The organism is Borrelia sp. A-FGy1, from assembly GCF_014084025.1.
In the GTDB taxonomy this organism is placed as follows: domain Bacteria; phylum Spirochaetota; class Spirochaetia; order Borreliales; family Borreliaceae; genus Borrelia.
Genome location: NZ_CP043686.1, coordinates 1 through 21,951 on the forward strand (window position 1 = coordinate 1; position 21,951 = coordinate 21,951).

17 protein-coding genes are annotated in these 21,951 nt (G+C 26.1%); 9 read left to right on the forward strand and 8 right to left on the reverse strand.

Annotated elements, in window-relative coordinates; all coding sequences use genetic code 11:
* The 7 genes from F0310_RS04625 to F0310_RS04650 form a co-directional block, all read left to right on the forward strand.
* Positions 1-758, forward strand: a 758-nt coding sequence (locus F0310_RS04625) for a hypothetical protein (RefSeq protein ID WP_182117801.1), incomplete at its 5' end; no start/stop codon positions are given.
* A 135-nt stretch (positions 759-893) separates the two neighbouring features.
* Entirely contained in the window at positions 894-1,793 is a 900-nt protein-coding gene (locus F0310_RS04630) for an immunogenic protein P37 (protein ID WP_182117802.1), read from the forward strand.
* A 91-nt stretch (positions 1,794-1,884) separates the two neighbouring features.
* Positions 1,885-2,547 carry an immunogenic protein P37 gene (locus F0310_RS04635; protein WP_232535968.1) on the forward strand — a complete coding sequence of 221 codons (663 nt, stop codon included), beginning with the start codon at positions 1,885-1,887 and terminating at the stop codon, positions 2,545-2,547.
* Positions 2,537-2,722: a hypothetical protein gene (locus F0310_RS05805; RefSeq protein WP_232535969.1), complete on the forward strand. Its 186-nt coding sequence runs from the start codon at positions 2,537-2,539 to the stop codon at positions 2,720-2,722. The genes F0310_RS04635 and F0310_RS05805 overlap by 11 nt, the downstream gene beginning before the upstream one ends.
* A gap of 1,748 nt (positions 2,723-4,470) precedes the next feature.
* Positions 4,471-4,722, forward strand: a complete 252-nt coding sequence (locus tag F0310_RS04640; RefSeq protein WP_182117803.1) for a hypothetical protein — start codon at positions 4,471-4,473, stop codon at positions 4,720-4,722.
* Positions 4,723-5,162: 440 nt separating this feature from the next.
* Positions 5,163-5,699 (forward strand): hypothetical protein, encoded by a 537-nt coding sequence (locus tag F0310_RS04645; protein ID WP_182117804.1) that lies wholly within the window; start codon positions 5,163-5,165, stop codon positions 5,697-5,699.
* A gap of 132 nt (positions 5,700-5,831) precedes the next feature.
* Positions 5,832-6,083 (forward strand): hypothetical protein, encoded by a 252-nt coding sequence (locus tag F0310_RS04650; RefSeq protein ID WP_182117805.1) that lies wholly within the window; start codon positions 5,832-5,834, stop codon positions 6,081-6,083.
* A 1,009-nt stretch (positions 6,084-7,092) separates the two neighbouring features.
* Here F0310_RS04650 and F0310_RS04655 read toward each other — a convergent pair.
* The 6 genes from F0310_RS04655 to F0310_RS04680 all read right to left on the reverse strand — a co-directional run bounded on the left by F0310_RS04655 (position 7,093) and on the right by F0310_RS04680 (position 18,914).
* Complete coding sequence (locus F0310_RS04655; protein WP_182117806.1) at positions 7,093-8,643, reverse strand: plasmid maintenance protein; 1,551 nt, start codon at positions 8,641-8,643, stop codon at positions 7,093-7,095.
* A gap of 565 nt (positions 8,644-9,208) precedes the next feature.
* A complete protein-coding gene (locus tag F0310_RS04660; protein WP_182117807.1) occupies positions 9,209-9,838 on the reverse strand; it encodes a hypothetical protein in 630 nt (209 codons plus the stop codon).
* A 1,096-nt stretch (positions 9,839-10,934) separates the two neighbouring features.
* Positions 10,935-11,762 carry a hypothetical protein gene (locus F0310_RS04665; RefSeq protein ID WP_182117808.1) on the reverse strand — a complete coding sequence of 276 codons (828 nt, stop codon included), beginning with the start codon at positions 11,760-11,762 and terminating at the stop codon, positions 10,935-10,937.
* A gap of 5,044 nt (positions 11,763-16,806) precedes the next feature.
* Positions 16,807-17,124, reverse strand: a complete 318-nt coding sequence (locus tag F0310_RS04670) for a hypothetical protein (protein ID WP_182117809.1) — start codon at positions 17,122-17,124, stop codon at positions 16,807-16,809.
* A gap of 979 nt (positions 17,125-18,103) precedes the next feature.
* Positions 18,104-18,406, reverse strand: coding sequence for a hypothetical protein (locus F0310_RS04675; protein ID WP_182117810.1), 303 nt, complete (start codon positions 18,404-18,406; stop codon positions 18,104-18,106).
* Complete coding sequence (locus F0310_RS04680; protein ID WP_182117811.1) at positions 18,381-18,914, reverse strand: hypothetical protein; 534 nt, start codon at positions 18,912-18,914, stop codon at positions 18,381-18,383. Before F0310_RS04680 ends, F0310_RS04675 begins: the two co-directional genes overlap by 26 nt.
* Positions 18,915-18,972: 58 nt before the next feature.
* Between F0310_RS04680 and F0310_RS04685 the strand changes: the two genes are divergently transcribed.
* The gene (locus F0310_RS04685) at positions 18,973-19,176 is read left to right on the forward strand and encodes a hypothetical protein (protein ID WP_182117812.1); all 204 of its coding nucleotides are present in this window, start codon (positions 18,973-18,975) and stop codon (positions 19,174-19,176) included.
* 239 nt (positions 19,177-19,415) lie between these two features.
* Positions 19,416-20,048, forward strand: a complete 633-nt coding sequence (gene bdr / locus F0310_RS04690) for a Bdr family repetitive protein (protein WP_182117813.1) — start codon at positions 19,416-19,418, stop codon at positions 20,046-20,048.
* Between the two features lie 92 nt (positions 20,049-20,140).
* Here bdr and F0310_RS04695 read toward each other — a convergent pair whose 3' ends face one another.
* Positions 20,141-21,040 carry an immunogenic protein P37 gene (locus F0310_RS04695; RefSeq protein ID WP_182117814.1) on the reverse strand — a complete coding sequence of 300 codons (900 nt, stop codon included), beginning with the start codon at positions 21,038-21,040 and terminating at the stop codon, positions 20,141-20,143.
* A gap of 132 nt (positions 21,041-21,172) precedes the next feature.
* On the reverse strand, positions 21,173-21,951 hold a 779-nt coding region (locus F0310_RS04700; protein WP_182117815.1), incomplete at its 5' end, for an immunogenic protein P37.

Consider the following 21,951-nt stretch of genomic DNA (forward strand, 5'->3'; position numbering starts at 1 on the left):
AATTATACAAGAAGATTACAGACAACGCCGATCAGGTTTTAGACAAACTAAATAACAATAATGAGTCTTTTAATACTCTAAAGAGTAGCAGCGACAGCAAGAGAAGTGGTCGTAAGCATAGAAGTGCAGATAACAGTTATATGGACCAAGATGCAGACAAAAATCATTTAGTTTCAGACATGCAAAATGATAATAATAGCAGCTATCCACAACAAGTTAATAACCAAGCTAGGGAAGCTATAAACATTATGAAGGAAGTTGATTCTTCTTTAAAAGAAGTCAATAAAATAGCTGAAAACTTAGAAACTATAAAACAAATACTTGATAATATAAAAGACTTGGCTGATACAGCTAAATCTTATTTAGAGAATGCTAGAAGAGATGTAGGATCTAGTAATCCAGCCTTATTGCCTAGCCTAGGAGAAGCTATTGCTAAGGTTAAGAGTAGTCATGCTTCTCTTAATGTTTGTTATACTGATGCATTTAATGCCTCAAAAAATGCTAAGGATCATCTTGAGCATGCACAAAGCAAGGCAAAAAAGGCCTTAGAAGAAGCTTTAAAAGCTCAACCTTTAGGATACACTCTTTACTATACCTGGATATCTGATACTAAAACTTCAATGAGCAGTGCTAAAAGCAACTTAGAAACTGCCAAGAATAAACAAGAAGAACTTAAGAAAAAGATAGACCAGGCAAATGCAGAGCTTGAAGAATTAAATAAAGCACACAAAGCTGCTTTAAAATCTACAGAATCTTAGAATAGTATAGTTTTTAAAGACAAAAGTTCTATGCTATAAGCTTAACATATAACTCATATTCTTGATTACTACTATAAATGTGATACAATGATATTGTATTCTAATACTACTCTATTTTTGCATAAAGTTAACATAATGAATTTAATGATTAAAGTGTTATTGATATCCAGTTTATTTTCTAGCCTTATCTCTTGTAAGCTATATGAGACTATAAATAAATCTCAACAGGATTTAGCTAATAATAAATCTCTTCTAGAAAAAGACAACAAAAGAAGTGGTCGTAAAGCTAGAAGTATTAGTTATAAGGAAGTAAATAATCAAGAACAAAAAAATGAAAATAGAAGTAACAAAAAAGAAGTAAAAGATAATGAAAAAGGCAATAATTTAGGTATACAAGCAGATGGTATTCTAAACACAAATCCTTCCGTTGCTAGTGAAAAATATGCTAATAGACAACCGCAACAAGTTAATATTATCCCTAATGACTCTAATGAAGCTAAGCAAGCTAAGAAAATTATACAAGAAATTTCTACCTCTTTAGAAGAAGTTGAAAAAATAACTGCAGCTTTAGAAACAACAAGATCAGCCCTTGATAAGATAAAAAGTACACTTGATGATGCTCGTTCTTATTTCAATACTGCTAGATCTGGAACTAATAAAGCTGACCCAGCCTTATTGCCTAACCTTGATCAAGCAATTAGAAAAGTTAATAGCAGCTATGCTTCTGCTAACTCTAATTACTCAGATGCAGTTGGTGCTTTAGCAAATTCCAAGAACGATTTTGAGTATGCACAAAGAAAAGCAAACGATGCTCTACAAGAAGCCATAAATAATAGCAATACTCTAGGCTACCAATATGCTCTCTACCACAATTATATGACTGATGCTAAAAATGCAATGGGCAAAGCTAAAGTTAGCCTTGAGACTACTAAGCATAAACAAAAATGTCTTAATTCCAACATGCCTCAAGCAAATTCAGACTTTGAAGAGTTAAATGTTATATATAAAAACTTAAAAGATGTGGACTCTAAATAAGTATTAAAACTATTTTTATAAATGTGATATATTTGTTTTTTAAGAATAAAGTATTAACAGCATCAGGCTATAAGGAGAGGTAATAAGTTAGGTGAATTTAATTGCTAGATTATTTATTTTAACTTCTTTATTAATTTACAACGTTATCTCCTGTAAACTATACAATGATATTGAAGACAACGCTGAGCAGATTAAAGATATGCTAGACGACAACAGACAATCCTTTAATGCTTTAGAAAGTAGCAGCAAGAATAACAGTAAAAGTCGCAGACCTAGAAGTGCAGATACTTCTTATTTGGACCAAGTCACAAACCAAGAGCCTCTAGTTGGAGATGTTGCAGATATGCAACCTGATACTAATAGCCTTTCACAACAATTTAATATCCAAACTAATGAAGCTAAAAACATTATGAGTAACGTTAGCTCTTCTAAATCAGACTACAATAAAGTAGAGGAAGAATTAGAAAAAGTAAAACATACCCTTGACGAGATGAAACGCTTAACTGATGAGGCTGCATCTTATTTAGAACAAGCTAGAAAAGCATCTGGCTATAGGCAAGCTAACCAAACCTTATTGCCTATCTTGCACGAAGCTATTGGCAAGGTTAAGAGTAGGCACGCTACTCTTAACGTTTGTTATACTGATGCAACTGCTTCTCTAGATATAGCTGATACTGCTTTTGGAAATGCACATAGCTGGGCAGAAAAGGCCTTAGAAGAAGCTTCAAAGAAATACAATATATATGGGATATAACGGTTATTATTATGCTTCTACAAATGCTAATAAAGCAATGATAAAGGCTAAAATTTTCCTAGAGACCTCTAAACAGAAACAAAAATATCTTAATTCCAATATGGATCAGGCAAATGCAGAGCTTGAAGAGTTAAATGAAGCACACAAAGCTGCTTTACAAGATACAGAATCTTAGTAGTAAGCTGCAAAGACAAAAGTCCTATGCTATAGGCTTAACATATAACTCATATTCTTTATTGCTACTATAAATGTGATACAATGATATTGTGTTCTAATACTACTCTATTTTTGCATAAAGTTAGCATAATGAATTTAATGATTAAAGTGTTATTGATATCCAGTTTATTTTCTAGCTTTACTTAATGCTCATTTTATTCTTTTTAAACCCATTAGATATATAATATTACTGGTATTCCACTAGAGCCCATTAATAATAAATCAATTTTATCTGTTAAAAAATATATTAATTATTTACTCTATAAAATAAATAGCTCTAGACTCTTTAGAAAGTATTCTTTTGTTAACTCTAGCTTAATTATTAAAGCTATTAGATTTTTAAAAAAGCTAATTCTAGATTATGCTTTCAGTCTAGAGAAGTCACAAGTCAGTATAAGAACTTACATTAACCTACTTCTTTCCTAAACTCTATCCTTAAACAAATGGGAATTGCTTATAAAGCTATTTGCAAAACACAACAAAAAAAATATCCCTATATCTCTTTAAGTCATAACCAAAAACAAAAAAAGCTAATATTTGTTTTATTATTAAAAATGAATTATATATTAGGTTAATACAAAAAAGATTAGATATCTTATTACTAAATGATGCATGAAAAATAACTTTTCAATAAAAACATTCAATATACTTTTATATAGTATAAAAGCACTACCCTTATAACTAGGGGGTTTCTAAGAGTAGATGCTTTTATGTTTCTAATATAAATAAAAGATACTAAATATAGGGTTCGCAGATTAATATAATTATAGTATGCTTTTAAGAAAATCAAAGAGTTTTATAAAAAATAGATAACCTTTATGCTTTTTAACTTAGGTAAGGTAATTTAGCTAATCTTGCATTTATACATATAAATGCTCTACTTTTCTTATTAACTTCTTTTTCTTATATAGGATGTAAAAATATTTAATACAAATAAATTCAGTTATTAAAGCACCTACCTAGAGAAAAACAATAAATAATATCCATATTTAATAATATTAAAACAAAACCTTTACTTTTTTTTAAATTACAATATAAAGAATTACTAGATATCAAAATATCAAATTATTTAACTTTGTAAATTTATGTTTTGTAAATTTATGTTTTTTGCAATAAAAAAGAAGTACATAAATTTGTTTTTATATTAGCCTTAGCTATATCTTTCTTTTATCTTTTTTATTTATATGCATTATATAATATAAACCAAAAAGACTCCTTTTAGAGCCTTTCTTGGTTTTTTGGTTTTGATATTATGCATAAAACAATATAAATACTTACACTAAGTATATAACATCTTTATCTTTATACAAAGACAAAAAAGGCCATACTAAAATGCACCCTTTTGCCTTTAAGGAGTCTTTAAGTTAATAAGAGTAGACTTCTTTAATACTAACAATAATATAGTATAAAAATCTTCTCTTTTTTATCTTTCTTATAAACTTACCCTCTTACAAACCTTAATCCTCTCCAATTAAGATATGTTAAATAAAGATAACTCTAAATTTATCAATTATCTCAGGTTTACTTAACTTTTGTACTAAAATTAGTTATTTATTTAATAACAATCCTAATTAACACTAAAATATTTAAAACCTTTATGTTGTCTCTTTTAAGAAAAGATAATATTGATATATTATTCTAATAAGAGTATGTTATCTTATTTTATTTGATATATCCTAGTTTATATTTATATGAAAGGAGGGTAATTTGAGTAAATTAATTTGTAATATTTCTAAAGTTAAGGGTCGTTTTTCATCTTATCTAGGTAGAATTGATACAACAGGTGGACTAAAGTCTCTAATAGGATCTCTGTTATTTGGTCTTCTTTATTTCGCTTTTTGTTACATCTATACATTGCCTCTTTATAGATATGATGAAATTCTAGACGAACTCTCTTCAGCAAAGAAAAAGCAAGCTTGGATTTTATATGAAAAGTATATGTCAGGAACATTAAAATAGTGCTTATCTCTAGTACTTTAATTTAAATAAATTAACTATTTTGCATTAGACAAAAGTTTATAACTATTAACAAACACAAACATCTCAAATTCAAAAAAAAGAAGATATCCTTAGTGGGATGTCTTCTTTTTTTTTTGATAATAGATATTAATAAATTAAAGGAAATTTATTAGTCAAATATAGGGCAAATACCCTCAAAATACAGTAAAAAGATTCACTTTTATCTATTTTTAATTAAAAGAGAATTATAACTTAATGTATAATTTATTTTACTTTTAGTAACAATTCAGCTTGGACTAAAAGATCAATAAAGTTGCAATAACAAAATTAATTTTTATGAGATATAATGCCAATTATTCTTAATTTATCTAGATCTTCCTCTAGATCTAACAAACAAATAGCTTAGGGGAAAATTTTATAAGAAAAGGACAAGGAATAATATGTTTATTTTAATTATATCAACTGTATCAAAGTTATTATTTTTATCTTCCAAGTTTTTTAGAAATAAAAGCACAAGTAAAAGGGATTTACCCTTGCCTGTGACTGCTAACACTACCATGCTTGCTGATGTACTTGCTACTAATACTTCTAGCAAAATTACTGATTTAGAAATAGATACTTTTGCTCAAGTTGATAGGCATACTAGGCATACTAATATCACTGCTGACATGCTTGCTGCTGATGTACCTGCTACTAATACTTCTAGTAATTTTAGTGTTAGCCTAGAAAAGCAAGGAACTGCTTCTAAATTAACTGAAGACGACAAAGATAAACTTAAGTCTTTCTTTAGCAAAACTACAACATATCAATCTAGCCTAGATTCTATTTATAACAAGTATGCAAGTTCTTATAATGCTATTGATACTTATACTGATTGTAGTATTTATAGTATTGGATGTTTTAATCAAGGGCATTCTGCAAGGCGTAACTACGCTCTAAAGGCCGTGAACTGCTATTTCTATAATCGAAAATTATAGAAATAGCAGTTCACAGCCTTTATATTGTCCTTTTCAAGAAAAGACTATATTGATATATTATTCTAATAAGAGAATAACATCTTAGTTTAATGCGATATATCCTGGTTTATACGTAAAGGAGGATACTTGAATATGAGTAAATTAATTTGTAGTATTATTAGAATTAAAAGTCATTTTTTTTCCTATCTGGATAGAGTTGACCCAGCAGGTGGATTTAAATCTCTAATGGCAATTTTTTTATTTGGTTTACTTTACTTTGCTTTTTGTTACATCTATACATTGCCTCTTTATAGATATGATGAGCTATTAAATTCACTTTCATCAACAAAAAAGAAACAAGCCTGGGCTTTATATGAAGAGTATATGGCATCAATAATAAAATGAGGCATTACCTAATTTTTTATACTTGTGTTTAGAAACTTGAAATTTAATATAAAAATAGGTATATTGCATTAAATAAAAGTTTATAGTCTCTACACACACAAATTAATTAGAAAAGTAAGACAGGTCATCTGACCTGTCTTACTTTTCTAAAATATATATATTAATTAATAAAGATTACCGTATTCTTTATAAGAAATTCATTAGCAAAATAAAGTAAATCAAATAAAAGAGATCACCAGTTAGTTAATTCGACTATTTATAGACTAACTTTATCTATATAATCCTCAAGATAACTTTTGAGTTTAATAACAATTTAAATTAATACTTACAATAAATATTGTTAATATTCTTTCAATTGCAAATAAATAAAATAATTTTTATTTTAAAAAGGTATTTAATTTCAAAGTCTACAGATAGCTTAATGATTTGATTTTGTATATATTTATGTATTTCTTTTATAGAAAGCGTATAAGGTAATATTTATCTCACCAGCACCTTTTTCTTAAAGTTATATTTTTTAATGTTGGCTTCTTCCAAGTTGTACTTATCTTGTCTTGGATTACTTTTTCTTTTGAATTTGATTAACTGTTAAGATAAATTTCTGACACGTTTTTATAATCTTTCACAACTCTTTTTAATTAGTCTCAATAAAAAATAGTGGTTGTTTAAAACCTTTGTAATATCCTATCAACTTTGATATAGCTTTATATTACATAGAGATTTTTTGTTATCAATTTTTTTATTGAAATATTTATTTTTCTTTTGTACTTTTCTTTTCATTCATTCATTAGTGTACTTACTTTTATGAGTTTATGGGTAAGCTATGATTGTCTATACTTAGTTTTAATATCAAAGATTCAGTATTGCTATTTTTTTCTCTTTATGTTCTTTTTTATGATATTATCATTATGTTTTTATATTTTTTTAGGAATGGGTTTTTACCGTTTCTTTTAATTTTAAATATATAAGCTTTATTTATATTTCTTCCATATTTTTTTTATTTGATTTTTTATAAATGATTACATTCGGTTATTTTTTTTTCTAAATAGTTGTTTTTTATAAGAATTTTTAGATTATTCACTTTGACATTTTTATTTTTGCTGAGCTTTTCATCGATATTCTTTTTGTTAGTATTAATCATCAATTTTTCTTTATATTCATGTTGTTCTTTTCTATTCATTTTTCTTGTTTTTGACTTACAGTTATCATAGATATTTTCTTTTTCAATTATTTCTAATAGTGAGTAGTAATATTTATTGTTAAGTATATCTTTGTAGCTTAGCTTGTTTTCAATGCTATTTATAAATTTCTTAGTTATTTTGCCAATTTTTTTCCTGTTTATTTCCTTTTTTGTTTTTGTAGTTTGGGCTAGCAGTATGCTAAATATGTTGTCTTTAAGTTCTTTTTTTGTTTTGGTTACATTCTCTTTGTAGCTTTTATCTCTTTCTTTATTTGTTTTTCTTCTATTATTATTAAATAAAGTGTTTTCTTTTTGTTTTTTAGGGTATTTTTTCTTAAACTTTGATTCCCAAATAATTTGATAATCATTAGTAACTCCGTCTTTTCTTCTCATCATCATCCATATCTTATTTTTATATTTTTTCAAGAATTCATCTGTAAAGTGTCTTGTGATATCTTCTTTATTGTATTCTTTTGTGTAATCACAAAGAGCAGTTTCAAGATTAAGTAATGCATTTGTATATGTAGTATCATTGTTGCTGTTTTTTTTAATTATTTGAACATATTTTTTTGATATTTTTTGTTTGTTAATTAGTCTTTCTTCAACTCCATTTCTTATTTTGGTTTTTCTTTTCTTCTCTACTTTATCTAAAGGTATTTCTTTAGAATTCTTTTTATGTATATAGTTATTATCAAGTTTAAAAAGATGCGTATTCTTGTCATGCGAATTTGGTTTACTGGATTTAGATTTATTTATTACTTGATATTTTCTCTTCTTTTCTTTTTCTTTTTCTAATTCTTTAATTAACCTTAGTGTTTGCTCTTTGTTAAACTTTACTTTTGCTATTTGCTTATCAAGATCGCCAATAATTATTTTACCCTTTAGCTCTTCTTTGAGTAGAGTAATTACTTCATTTTGTATTATATCTTTATATTTATCAGTTAAATCCTTGTTTTGTACATAAAAAGAAAGACTTCCTCTGCCAGCTCCAAATCTTATAGTTTCTGTTTTAAGTAATCCTATTTTGTTCATTAATTTAATATCTTTTTGTATTGTTCTGTTGCATACGGTTTTTTCCTTATCTCTTTTTAGTAAGGAATTAGTCATTGCAAGGATATCTTTTGTAGAATATTGTTCCATAAAAGACCTATATTTTCTGTTTTTAGCATTTATTGCCCAGTATAGTTTACACATTCTTGAAATGCGTAAAAATTTCTTTTCTACTATTGCTTTAACTTGATTTATTGTAAACTCGCTGCAACTTTTTTTGTCCTTTTTCTCATTTTCATTAATTAGCTCATTTAGTAATATTATTTTTGCTTCTTTTTGTGTGTTTTGGCAATTCTTCTTATTGTGTTTTCTAGCATTTTTTGTTATCATTTAACTAATCCTTTCGGTGTAGGGGTTAGTATAGTGGGTTCCCTACACCGGGTTTAAGTGTTTAAGTCTTGATAGCTGTAGCTAACTAAGACTTTTTTATTATATATAAAAATTTTAGTCTGATTATCTACTAAGTTAGTCTGACTTTTTTATATATAATACCTATCTATTATTTTTTAATAGTCCTCTTCTTGTTTTTTGGATTTCTTCTTCCTTAGGGCTATTTATTTTCATAGCTTAACATACTACATTAATTATACTGTTTTGTCAATAAATGTACTAATTAATAAGATTAATAATAAATAATGATTATATTTATAGTTTTATATAAATAAAATCATTATTTTAATTATATTTATATAAATGTAGTTAAAATATGCGATTAGTAATAACTAGCAAGTTTAAATATCCCATAAGGCATCTTATTTTTCTATATAAATCTTTTATTGTTATTGTCTTCATTTATAGAGATGCTCTTATCTCTATTTTTCATGGAAGATATTATTCATTTTTTAAGTATTTTTGTTTTATCTTGCTCATTATTATTTTTGATTTCATCATCTAATTAGGAAATCATTTTTCTTAAGTTCTCTTTTATAAAAGAAAGAAAATATGTATATTCTTCATTTCTTTTTTTAATCTCATATCTTAAAAACTTTCGTGTTTCTTTTTTTAAGACCTCTTCTATTGTCTTATCTAGTATCTTAATAGCTTCTTTTATTTCCTGATTTAAATCTTCAACTAATTCTTCTTTTAACTCTTCTTTAAATTTTTTCTTTAAGTTCTCATTTTTTTCTATTGTTTTATTGCGTATGATATCTTGCATATTTCTTTTTAATTTTTTTCCTATACTTTTTTCTATTGATTTTTGAAAGGCAATAAGTAAATTAAAATTTTGTTTGTCTTCTTGTTGTATTTCTGCTTCATATTTTTCTATAGTTTCTCTTATTGGCTCCATTTTGTTATTAATATCTTTTACAGTTTTTTCTTTTTCAAATTTGCTATTTAGATTTTTAAATAAATAGCGAATAACATCTTCTGGAATATAGCGTTTTCCTTTATACATGACAAAAGCATTTAAACTAATTATTTTTGTGGTTAAATTTTGAGAAATGGTTTTATGATTATAATCATTTTTTAATATTTCTACTGCTTCACTGATTTTGTACAACTTGATGTTTTCAACTGTTAGCATGATTATATCCTATCCTTTATTATTTAATTAATAATGTATATAAAATGTACATAATATTAATTAATATTTAATTAAATAATTAATATTTATTAAAATTTTTTTATAAAGATATATATAATATATTATGTATTATTTTAATAATATTATTGATTTTCTTATATTTATCTATGTTGTATAGTCAATTATTTTTGTAACTTAATTTGATTAAGGTAAATAATTGAATTTTAAAAATAGAATAAGGATATATATTACTTTCTTTTTAGCAAGGGGAATTTGCTTTTTGTCATAAGGGAAGACTTTAGAATTATATGTGGAAGTATATGTTTGAATAATTTTAAAAAGTAATTAGGTGTTATTGGGGTGATGTCGTAGTAATACTATTTCTTGATATATCTGAACTTGGACATACTTACTATGTATTTAGAGAAGATACTGCAGTACATGATTATGCATAATCTTAAGGTAAAGCTTGACTCTTCATATGTGACCAAAGTTATAATTTAAATTTAGATATTTGAGGATGAAAGTATTAATATCAATTTAGTGCAATAAAAAGCAATGAATGCAGATTTATTTGGTATTTTAAGCAAAAGGAAAGAAGAATTTTTGCCACTTGTTAGAAGAGGGAAAGATTTAGAAAGTTAGGTAGAACTTGTTAAGAAAATAGAGAGGGGGGGGGGAAGAATATGAAAGATAGGATAATCAATATTTATATGATTTTTATAAGTTTTATACAAAATACTTAAGGAGTATTTTATTAGAAAATATAAAACATAAATGCTATAAGAAGGGCTGTGGTGAAGCTATAAAAAGGACAGTTTAAATCAAGAGAATAGTTGAGGTTGAAAAGAACAGTCTTTTGTTGACTTCCAAACATAGCTTTAGGGAAAAAAGTTTAGTTATTGCGAATTATAGATGCTACTTTTTGCATTTTATTTATAGCGTTAGTTTTTGAGATTTGAGAGATTAAATATGGTATTTGAAAGTGTTTGTATAGATTTGATATTGACCTTTTATATAAGAGCTTTGATTATGCTAGTTGTTTTGAGATGGGCTTTTAAAGGGGGTCAGTCTTATGTAGAAATTAAGTACGGGCTTAATTTTTTCTATAATATTCAATATAATTTTCTTTATCTACAATTGAAGAGTCTTTAAATAAGACATTTATGCCTTGTGTTTTAGTTTTCTCTATATTCTTTGCAGCAATGAAACTTGCTAGCTTATTATCTAGTTCTGCAATCTTATCTTCATACTCTTCTAGTTCTAATAGTAAAGCTTTATTTTCTTCTATAGCATTATTAATTTCTTTTTGTAGATCTTTCTTCATAGTAAAAAATGTAAAGTCTAGTTCTAGGTGTCTATTTTTAGCCTTCTCAATTCTTAAGTTGTTATTTTTTATCTTATCCATTAGATTGTCTTTAATTAAAGACAAATTATTTTTCTTGTCTTTAATTAAAGCCTTTTTCTCTAATATTTGATTTTCAATAATATCCATACGGCTCTTTATTTGTGAATAATAGCTTTGCCTAAAAAGACTTTCAAAACTATACCATGTACTAGGTATTTGGGCTACAAATGCTAGAAATAATAAAAATATTAAACATATATTTAGTACAACTTTCTTAGTCTTACTCTCCACATTCATCTTCTGGCTAAACACATTAAGCAGATAAGAAAAGATAACAGACGGAATAGTAATAATGAAAATTGTTAATACTATGTAAAAGTAAAACACACTACTACTAATTTCTTCTCTTGCCTCATAAACAAGTAAACCGTTATATGAGCAGTAAAGATTTAGAAGATACAAAACAATTGTTGCTAGAATTAAATACAAATTGTTAGCAAAAAACTTAATGTCTAGCTTGTATTTGCATCTATCACTACTACTGCCTGCTATATCACTACTTACATGTTTTCCCATTTATTATTGCTCCTTTATCTTCTACTTTGACTACTTTACTACTACTTTAGTACTACTTTATTACTAGAGTACTACTTTATTACTACTAGTATAATGTTACTATGTTACTACTAAAAATAACAGAGAAGAAAGATAATACTATTAAGTTATTATTTAGTTGCCTTGCGTTAGTATCAAATTTAAGCTGCTTTAGCTATTCTATTATCTAGTAAGTAATTCTTGTATCCGCTCTTTAAAGATAAAATATAATCTTTGCCCTTCTTGTTTTTTAGCACTCTAAAATCGCTAATCAATATGCTAAACTCCTACTTAGTTAATGAGTAAAGACTAGATATAATAAAATTATTTTCAGCATCCCTTTGGCAAAAAAAATTATATTATTTATCTAGAAGCAGTATTTCTCTAGCACTTTCTTTATCAAACCTCAAATATTTTAAGTCAAGTAAATAAGAAAAATTAGCAGGGTCATTTTTAGCTACTAGTAAAGCAGTATTTTTATAAGGGTTAAGCAGAAGGAATTGCTTATAATTTTTCCTCTTCAAGTTGTGGCATAGGACATTGATATAGTCGTGATTTGCAAACATGTAGACCTACAAATCTTTTTAGCGTAAAATCTAAAAACAAGTGAATTAAAAATAGATACAATAAATAATTTTTATAAATAGATGTTGGTGTTTTCTCATAACTTGTAAATAGCTTAGAAGTACAATAACAATTTTAGGAGAAAGTGTACTAATCATAGTTATCTCATCAGTATTTCTTTAAACACTTCTCCAAAATAAAGACATCATATCACTTTATTTAGCTCTATAAATCTAATATAATATAGCTGTATTGCATTAAATAAAAGGCTTATAGCCTCTAAACACAAAACTTAACTTCAAAAAGAAGACAGGCCACAAGACCTGTCTTCTTTTTGTAAAAATAGATATTAACTAATAAAGATCAATACATTATCTATTTTATTAATAAAAAAGTAATGCTTTCATTTACCTCCAAACAATCCAAAAGTTTAACTTAATTTATGCTTTTTTAATCCATTCTTTTAAAAAAATTTTAATAAATAGTTAAATTAATCATTACTTTTCCTACTAATAAAGTAGTAATTCAATTTAGATATAAAAAGTAAATAAAATTTCAATAACAAATTTAATACTTATGAGGCATAATGCCAAATATTTTTGATTTATATGAATTTAATAAACCAACAAATTAAGAAAGAGAGGAGATATTGATGTTTATTTAAATTCTAAGAACAATAATATTCAAATTTTTCAAATTTTTTAGAAACATTATGTAAGTTCTTATAATACCCATGATACTTTAACTGATTGTAGTAATCATAGTATTGAGTGTTTTAGAAGAACCTTCCAAAAAGCATATAAAACTCTTAATACCCTAAAAAGCAATAAATTAGATGAAAAATATGCCATAATAAAATGCCATAATAAAACTGCTCATAGCTAAGATAACAAAGCTCCGAATAATGCAATATAAGCAATAAAGGAGCATAAATAAGATATAAAAGGCAAACTAAAAATACTAAAAATCAAAAAGAAATTTCCCTCATTTAAAAGCAATTAAAGATCTTCTTAATGTTATTAAAAAGGCCATAAAGATAGCTGCTTTCACAGCTTATACTGATATCTTGTGCTGTAACATCTAATCTTATCATATTCTAGAAAATTTAGAGAAGCTGTTAAAGAATTTAGTAAAGCTGCTAAAATATGCTAATGGAAATAATGAAGACTATTCTGTTTTTGCTACTGTAAGTGACATTTATAGGATACTGTTTATAGATAGAGGTTGAATTTGAAATAGCAAAAATCTTTCGCCAACAAATAAGTAGAAAATATAGTTGTATAATCAATGCTATTGATAAGATATGCCCTGTTTATAAGAAAGTTTAAAATTGGAAAAGTAAGGCAAATAATAATAAAAAAATAGTCAAGAATAAGACTAGGTTTTTGTTTACTTTAATACACGTTTTTAGTTAAATTTTTTAGCCAAAAGTAATCTTAATCCCCAAAAAAGCACTTCACTTCATTAAAGAGTGCTTTTTCTTTAAATTTGCTTTTCTTCTATTACTTCAGATTGCTTTTCCTTTCAAGTTTAATCAAATGGCATATTAACTTTTTTATTTTAACTCTTTTACAGTCTGTATTTCTTCAGAGTTTATAAATAGCTTTAATAAAAATAACTGTTTAAAATCTTTATAAAAGCATCTATTATCCTATTAACTCTAATATAGAGTTATCTGACATAAATATTTTTTATTATCAACCTCTTCTATTATAAGGTAATAACTTTACATATGTTTGTTATATGCCGATTATTTTAAATAATCATAAATTTATCCACAATTAACATCTTGCGGTTTTAGTACTGAAAAATTAATAATGTTAGGATTACTCTTTCTATTTTGTATCCCTTCACTACTATACCTCTCTCAGAATATTTATTTTCTTTCTGTTGCTCTTTGTCACTACCAAATATTTAATTATAAAGCTCATTTATAATCTCCCCTATAACTACATTTTATTTATTTTCTAAAATAACTGTTAACTATAATTAAAAACATACCTTATATATCTATTTTAATATCACTGACCTTACTAAATTTTTAAAAATTATAATTTATTGGTATAGTTTTCATCCAACTTATCTTTGTACTCATCATACTTGCTCCCACATGTCTCTTCTGTCTCTTCATTAGTAGAATTAATTTCCAGTAAAAAGTAACAATAGGAGATGTTAATAGCATTCTCATGGCTTGATCTATCTTTAATGTTATTTATAAATTTCTTAATTAGAGTTATAATTTTAATTCTAATTACATTTCTCCTTATCGATGTAATTAGAGATCATAATATGATAAATATGTTGTCTTTAAGTTATTGTTTTTGCTTTTTCTTGTTTCTTTTATTATCCTTATTCCTTATAGCTTGCCTTACTTATTTGTTTAATGATATTAAAAATTATCTTTTTATATTTGTTAATGTATTTATCTTTAAACCTTGCCTACCAAATAACTCCATAATTATTAGTAACTTCATTCTCTCTCCTCATCATCATAAATACCTTATCTTTATATCTATTTATATAATTGTTGCTACTACCTCTAACTATTTGCATTTAGTTTCTTGCTATACTCGCATTTGTTAAACTCATTTTGATAACTCTTTTCTTTTTCAACTTTATTCTCTAATTCTTCAATTAACTCTTAATGTTTGCTCTTTGTTAAATTTTACTTTTGCTATTGCCTTTGCCAAGATCACCAACAATTATTTTGCCCTTTATCTCTTCCTTTGAAAAAGGTAAATTATTTTATTTTGTATAAATATCTTTATATTTATCAGCTAAATCCTTATTTTGCACATAAAAAGAAAGACTTCATCTACTAGCTTCAAAAGCTTATAGTTTCTATTTTAAATAATCCTATTTTGTTTATTAATTTAATATATTTATATTGTTCTATTGCATTCAGTATATTCTGTATCCAATATTCTACAAAAGATATCTTTAAAATGACTAACTCCTTACTAAAAAGAGATAGAAAAAAGACTTATTTTCTGTTTTTAGCATTTACTGACCATATACTCGAAATGCGAAAAATTTCTTTTCTATCATTGCTTTAACTTAATAATAATAAGTACAATTTGTAATGTTAAATAAGCAGGAGATATTCTTTATAAGAACTTTATTTTTATTTTCTATGCTTGTCTTTTTATACACTTGTAAAGGAGATAAATACGTGTAATTTAAAAGTCCAAGTGCTAAAGCACTATATGCACTTTCTAAGATTGAAGAAGAGTATGAAATAAAGAATATGGTTAAAAAATTTAATACAGATTTTTCTTAAATGATTTATTTATTAATAAGCTTATAGAATTTCAGATGAGAAATGATTTGCTCTATATTTTACATTTAATGCTAAAATAACTCATGAACTTTGTTTAAAAATCTTTCTTAAAAAGTAAGCTTTATTTTAATTTTGCATTTTAAGTATCATTTTTGTAAAGATTAAATTTATTAGTTAGAGAATCAAAGAAATTATAATTCTAGATTAAATAGGACAGCTTTATGTTTTACTTAAAAACACTTATATTTATAATGCTTAGTACTACCTATTTTAACATTAATATTTTCAATCGGTTTAAATTGCAGTAGATATAGCAATATAAAAATAGTTAGTATGTTGGATGTGGGAGAGAAAGAAGCATTTTTAAGGCTTTACTGTACGCAAAGTTTACTTATAAAAGAAGAGAGATATATTTCTGCTTATTGCATTAAATATAAATACAACGATTTCTTTTTGAGAATAAATATTTCCAATATACAGTAAAATGGAGATATTAAGACTCAAATATTTGCTTTATATAATGTCCTTTTGTTACTCTCTTAAACTTTAAAATTATTTGCATTGATCTTTTCGTTTAATCTCCTAATTTTTCTTCTAATTTCTCTATCCTACTTATAAAGTTATTTTATAACCTTAATAATTCATCTTTCAAGTAAACTCATACTAGTTTATGCACTATACTAATTACAATTATACTTTTTCAAATTCAATTTAATTTGTTTTATTTTGAAGTTGTTTCGTATATTCTTAAATTATCTTATCTCTCTTGTCTATAAATTAAAACGAATATTCAACAAAGCTAAATTAAAACCCTGTTTATTAGTAGTCTATATCTTAAATGAATATGCGAATTATAGAATAAAGTTGCGTTTATACTTCTTATTTCTCTTTTACTGCCTTATTTTAACATTAACAACTTCCGTATTAGTTCTAAAGGATAAAACAATCTATTAATATTCAATCACATGTGTCAACATTAAGCATATCCACGTAATCATACATATAATCAAATAGATCATAATAAGTCCTGACAAAATTGTTACCGGTGTTAGGTAAGCTATCACAATTCCTATAAAAGCTATCATCTTTACTTAAAAGTTTATTTTTAAAATAAAAACTCAAACAGCATATTAATTCAAGAAAAAATCTAAATTTTAGTCTCCCATTAAAGCTTACATTACTTTACTGTCTCTTTTTGTTTTCTTGGTTATTATTATCTGCTTGCCTTGATATCCTATTTTTCATAAAAACCTTATCAATTTCTCTCTCTATATATTTATCCTCTTTAGTTTTTTCCTCTTGCTTTCTTTTAGCAAAAGATTCATATTCAGCTTCTATAATACTATTCATATTGCCTCCTAAATTATTATTTCTTTTAGTGTTTCTTATGATATCTTTACCAAAAATTAATTTAATAAACTTAATAACTAAAACGCCAGATATATAAATACAAAATGTAAAAATAACTATTAATTTTATTATTTCAAATATTTTATTCAAAATCCTCTCCCTATTTTAAGTATAGCCGCTATATTAAATGTTTAGTATATAGGATTTTTGAAAAACAATCTAATTCTTAAGACTTAATGAATGCTCTTGACTAGTTTTAATAAAACCTATTATTAATTATTTTTTGTAAACTCAACTATAAGTTGATTATAGTTTTTAAACCTATAAATCTCTAATACATACTAGTTTTAGTTACACATTCTTTAAACTACTTATAAAAGCAAAATTTATTATAATATCTGCCCAAAACTAGTTAAACCAATATGAGGTTAGAATATCTCCTATAATAGCTATTTGTGTTCTTCTTTTTTCTGCTTATTTTCTTTTATTATTATATTTTCTAGGCTTAAATAATTACTATATTTTCTTTAAAATAAATTCTACAATAGAGACTTCAATTTAAGCTATTTTTAAACATCTTATTTAATTATTTTTTTAATTACTTTGAATCATAAATTTTGATTTAAAACTTGCTGTTGCATCTTTGGTACTACTAAGTTGATTTATAGCAAACCTAAAGCTAGAATGCTCTTTTTAATTTCCTTTATATTTTCTTTCTCTTTGATATAAGTTTTTTATTTAGAATCTATCTTATCTTTACCACCAAGGTCAAAAAGTAATGTATCTATCTTAGACTTAACTCCTTCCATATGACCGCATTTTTGTTACTTACTCTACTGAATAAGTTAATTCTTCAAATTTTTTACCTTCCGAATATCTTCTTTTTTTTATATAATCTTCTGACAAATACTTATAAATAAAAATGTTATCTACTTGAATTATTTTTATCACTTACAAACAAAACTCAAAATCACTAATTTGCATCTTTTGGTTTTTATAAAAAGAAAATATAAAATAGAATGCATAATAGTTGAGACTATTATTACTACAATAGTAAAGCATAATGATAAAATTTGTTATTCTATGCTCTTATTATAATTGGAATATATAATAAATATATTATATGGATTTAACACATAAGGATAAAAAGAAATAATACATCAAATTCCTTTTCTGTCTGAAAGCCTAATTTCTTACGCTCATCAATCTTATCTTTTCCTTCTATAAGACTACTGAGTTTTGTAATTTCATAAATAATATTTTCAAGGGACTTGTTTAATTTTTCTTTATTTTCTTTATTTATATCATTTTCTTTATCCTTACTATCCTTATCAAGAACACCTTTTTTAAAATCTTCAAGATTTTCAATAATAAGATAAGTCATATCTTGAGCCATGTTAGTTTGTTCAGTTAAGTCTGAAGTAGTTTGCATGAATTTTTGAAATCTTTCTTTTTTTCTTTTCTTTTTCTACTCTCTTCCTCTCTCTCTTTTTCCTCTCTTCCTCATGTTGTGCTTTAATCTTATCAAGCTCTTGTTGTTTCTGTCTTTGATTCTCTTCTAGAATAGCTTTTCTTTTCTTTTCTTCTTCAATCTTTTCCCTAATAGATTTAATAGTTTCTTTAATAAAAGCATCTTTTTTTGAGTCTGCAACTGCATCATGTTCTTTATTGCTATCATTATGTCCTTTTTGTTCTTCTTGGTTATTAGTTTGTGCTTTAGCAGCAACATTTTCAGTTTTACTCTTATTTAAATGTGTTTGATTAGATAATTCTTCTTCTAATTGTTTTTGTAAGGCTTCTAAAGAAGCAATTTTATCATAAATTTTTGAAATATCTGTTTTTGAAATGTCTGTTAAAGCATCTTGTTCAATGCTAGACAATGTTTCTCTAAGTTCATTTTTTAAAGCAATCTCTTGTTGATTTTCAAATTGGTTTTGCACTAAACTCTCTTTATCTAGATCATCTAGAGCAGCAATACTGCGTTTGTTTTGAGTTTTGTTGTTTTTATTATTACTGCTAGAAGCAAGTTTTGCTATATTAGCTCCACTACTCTTTTTAGAGCCACTACTGCTAAAGACTAGTTTATCTAGACTGTTTGATTTTGTAGTTTCATTAGTTTCATTTGATAAAGAAGACTTGTTGCCTAAACCTTTAAGTAGTTTGCAGCTAAGGAATAGCGATAAGAGAATTATGCCTAGTTAAAATAAATTTGTTACATTTATTCATAAGCATCTCCTGCAGAACAAAGTCCTAAAAATAACATAGGTAACCTTTAAGGCATTATTTTTATATTTAGTAATATATAGTACATAACTAGAAATAAGCATTTTTAAGATTTAGTTATTTTTTATCTTACTAAGTAAAATGTGTGTTAATATTAAGACATAAAGATGTTAAGTGTAGATGCCAAGAGTATTTAAATTGCAGTAAAGGAGGGTTATATGAGTAATATTGCAGGTGAGGCTAAACCCAAATATGAGTATGTAAAGCAGGTATTTCTTGATAAGGATTTTCCGGAAGATGTAATTGATTACGTTCTACTTCGTAGTTCAAATTATGTATATGAGAACCTATCTAGTAGCATGAATATGCTAGAAGGGCAAATGAATAAGGCTAGAGATGAGTTTAGAAGTGGAATAGGCAAGTTAGATGAAAAGGTAGAAAAAGTAAGAGGTGAGCTTTCTGCAGAGATAAAGACAGTAAGAAGTGAACTTAAGGTTGAGATAGTAAAGTTAGATGAAAAAGTAGAAAAAGTAAGAAGTGAGCTTTCTGCAGAGATAAAGGCAGTAAGAAGTGAGCTTAAGGTTGAGATAGTAAAGTTAGATGAAAAAGTAGAAAAAGTAAGAAGTGAGCTTAAGGTAGATATATCAAAGTTAGATGAAAAGATAAATACAAATCATAAAGAGCTTGTGGAGATGTTTAAAGACTCAATAAGTAAATTTAGTAAAGAGCTACAGGACTCAAAAAGCGAAAGTAATAAATATATAAAAAGCTTAATATATCCATTTTATTGGATATTAGGAATATTTATTCCATTAATAGGGGGAATGTTTTTGTATTTACTGCAAAAATAGAAATTAGTAAGTCTTCTTATTAGGATAACTATTTTTAGTAAATATATTTTTCTGTTTTATATAGAGTAGGCTTTTATCTTTACATCTTACTACTAAGATTCTGTAGTTTGTAAAGCAGCTTCATATGCTTTATTTAGCTTTTCAAGCTCTGCATTTGCTTGAGGCATATTGGAATTAAGACATTTTTGTTTATTCTTAGTAGTCTCAAGGCTAACTTTAGCCCTTCCCATTGCTTCTTTAGCATCAGCCATATAATTGTAGTAGAGAGCATATTGGTAGCCTATAGTATTGCTATTATTTAACGCTTCTTGTAAAGCCTGATCTGCTTTTCTTTGTGCATGCTCAAAATTGTCCTTAGAGCTTTTTAAAGCAGCAATTGCATCAGTATAACAAACATTAAGAAGAGCATAACTACTATTAACCTTATCAATTGCTTCTTTCAGATTATGCAATAAGGCTGGGATAGCTTTATTAGATTCGGATGTAGATCTAGCAGTATTTAAATAAGAGCGAGCATTGTCAACTGTACTTTTTATCTTATCAAGTTTTGATTTTGTTTCTTCTAAATTTGCAGTTATTTTATCAGTTTCTTCTAAAGAGGTAGAAATTTCTTGTATAATGTTTCTAGCTTCCCTAGTTTCCCTAGAATTGTTATTAACTTGTTGAGGTTGTATATTAGTATGTTTTTCACTAGCATCACTAGCAACGGAAGGATTTGTGTTTACAATACCATCTTTTTGTATACCTAGATTATTGTCTTTTTTGCTTTCTTTTAGGTTATTTTGATTGTTTTGTTCTTGATTATTTACTTCTCTATAACTACTATAACTAATACTTTTAGCTTTACGACTACTTCTTTTTTTGTTGTCTTCTACAAGAGATTTATTATTAGCTAAAGCCTGTTGTGACTTATTTATAGCTTTATATAACTTGCAAGATGTAAAGTTAGAAAATAAACTGGATATCAATAACACTTTAATCATTAAATTCATTATGCTAACTTTATGCAAAAATAGAGTAGTATTAAGAACACGATATTATTGTATCACATTTATAGTAGTAATCAAGACTATTAGCTATATGTTAAACTTATAGCATAGGACTTTTGTCTTTGCAGCTTACTACTAAGATTCTGTAGCTTGTAAAGCAGCTTCATATGCTTTATTTAACTTTTCAAGCTCTGCATTTGCTTGAAGCATATTGTTTTTAAGATATTCTTGTTTCTGCTTAGCGGTCTCTAGCATAATTTTAGCATTCTTCATTGCATTTTTAGCAGCATTTATAGAAGCATAATAATGATCGTTATACTCCATATTATTGTATTCTTTTGAAGCTTCTTTTAAAGCCTTTTCTGCCCAGCTATGTGCATTTCCAAAAGCAGTATCAGCTATTTCTAGGGAACTAAATGCATCTTCATAACAAATGATAAGAGAAGCATGACTACTATTAACCTTACCGATAGCTTGGTCCAGTTTAGATAATAAAGTTATGCTAACTTGATTAGAGCCAAGTACTTTTCTAGTTTCATTTAAATAAGATTTAGCTGTATTAAGTAATCTTTTTATCTTATCAAGGGTTGCTTTTATTTTTGCTAAATCTTGTCTTATTCTAGTGCACTCTTCTTTGTAAGATTCAATTTCCTTGATAATGTTCCTAGCTCCCCTAGATTCACTAGAGTCATTATTAACTTGTTGTGGGTAGCTGCTGCTATTATCATTTTTCATATCTGCCATCAAAGTTTTTTTGTCTGCATCTTGTTCCATATAAGTGTTATCTGCACTTCTATGCTTACGACCACTTCTCTTGCTGTCACTGCTACTCTTTAAAGTATTAAAAGACTCATTATTGTTATTTAGTTTGTCTAAAACCTGATCGGCGTTGTCTGTAATCTTCTTGTATAATT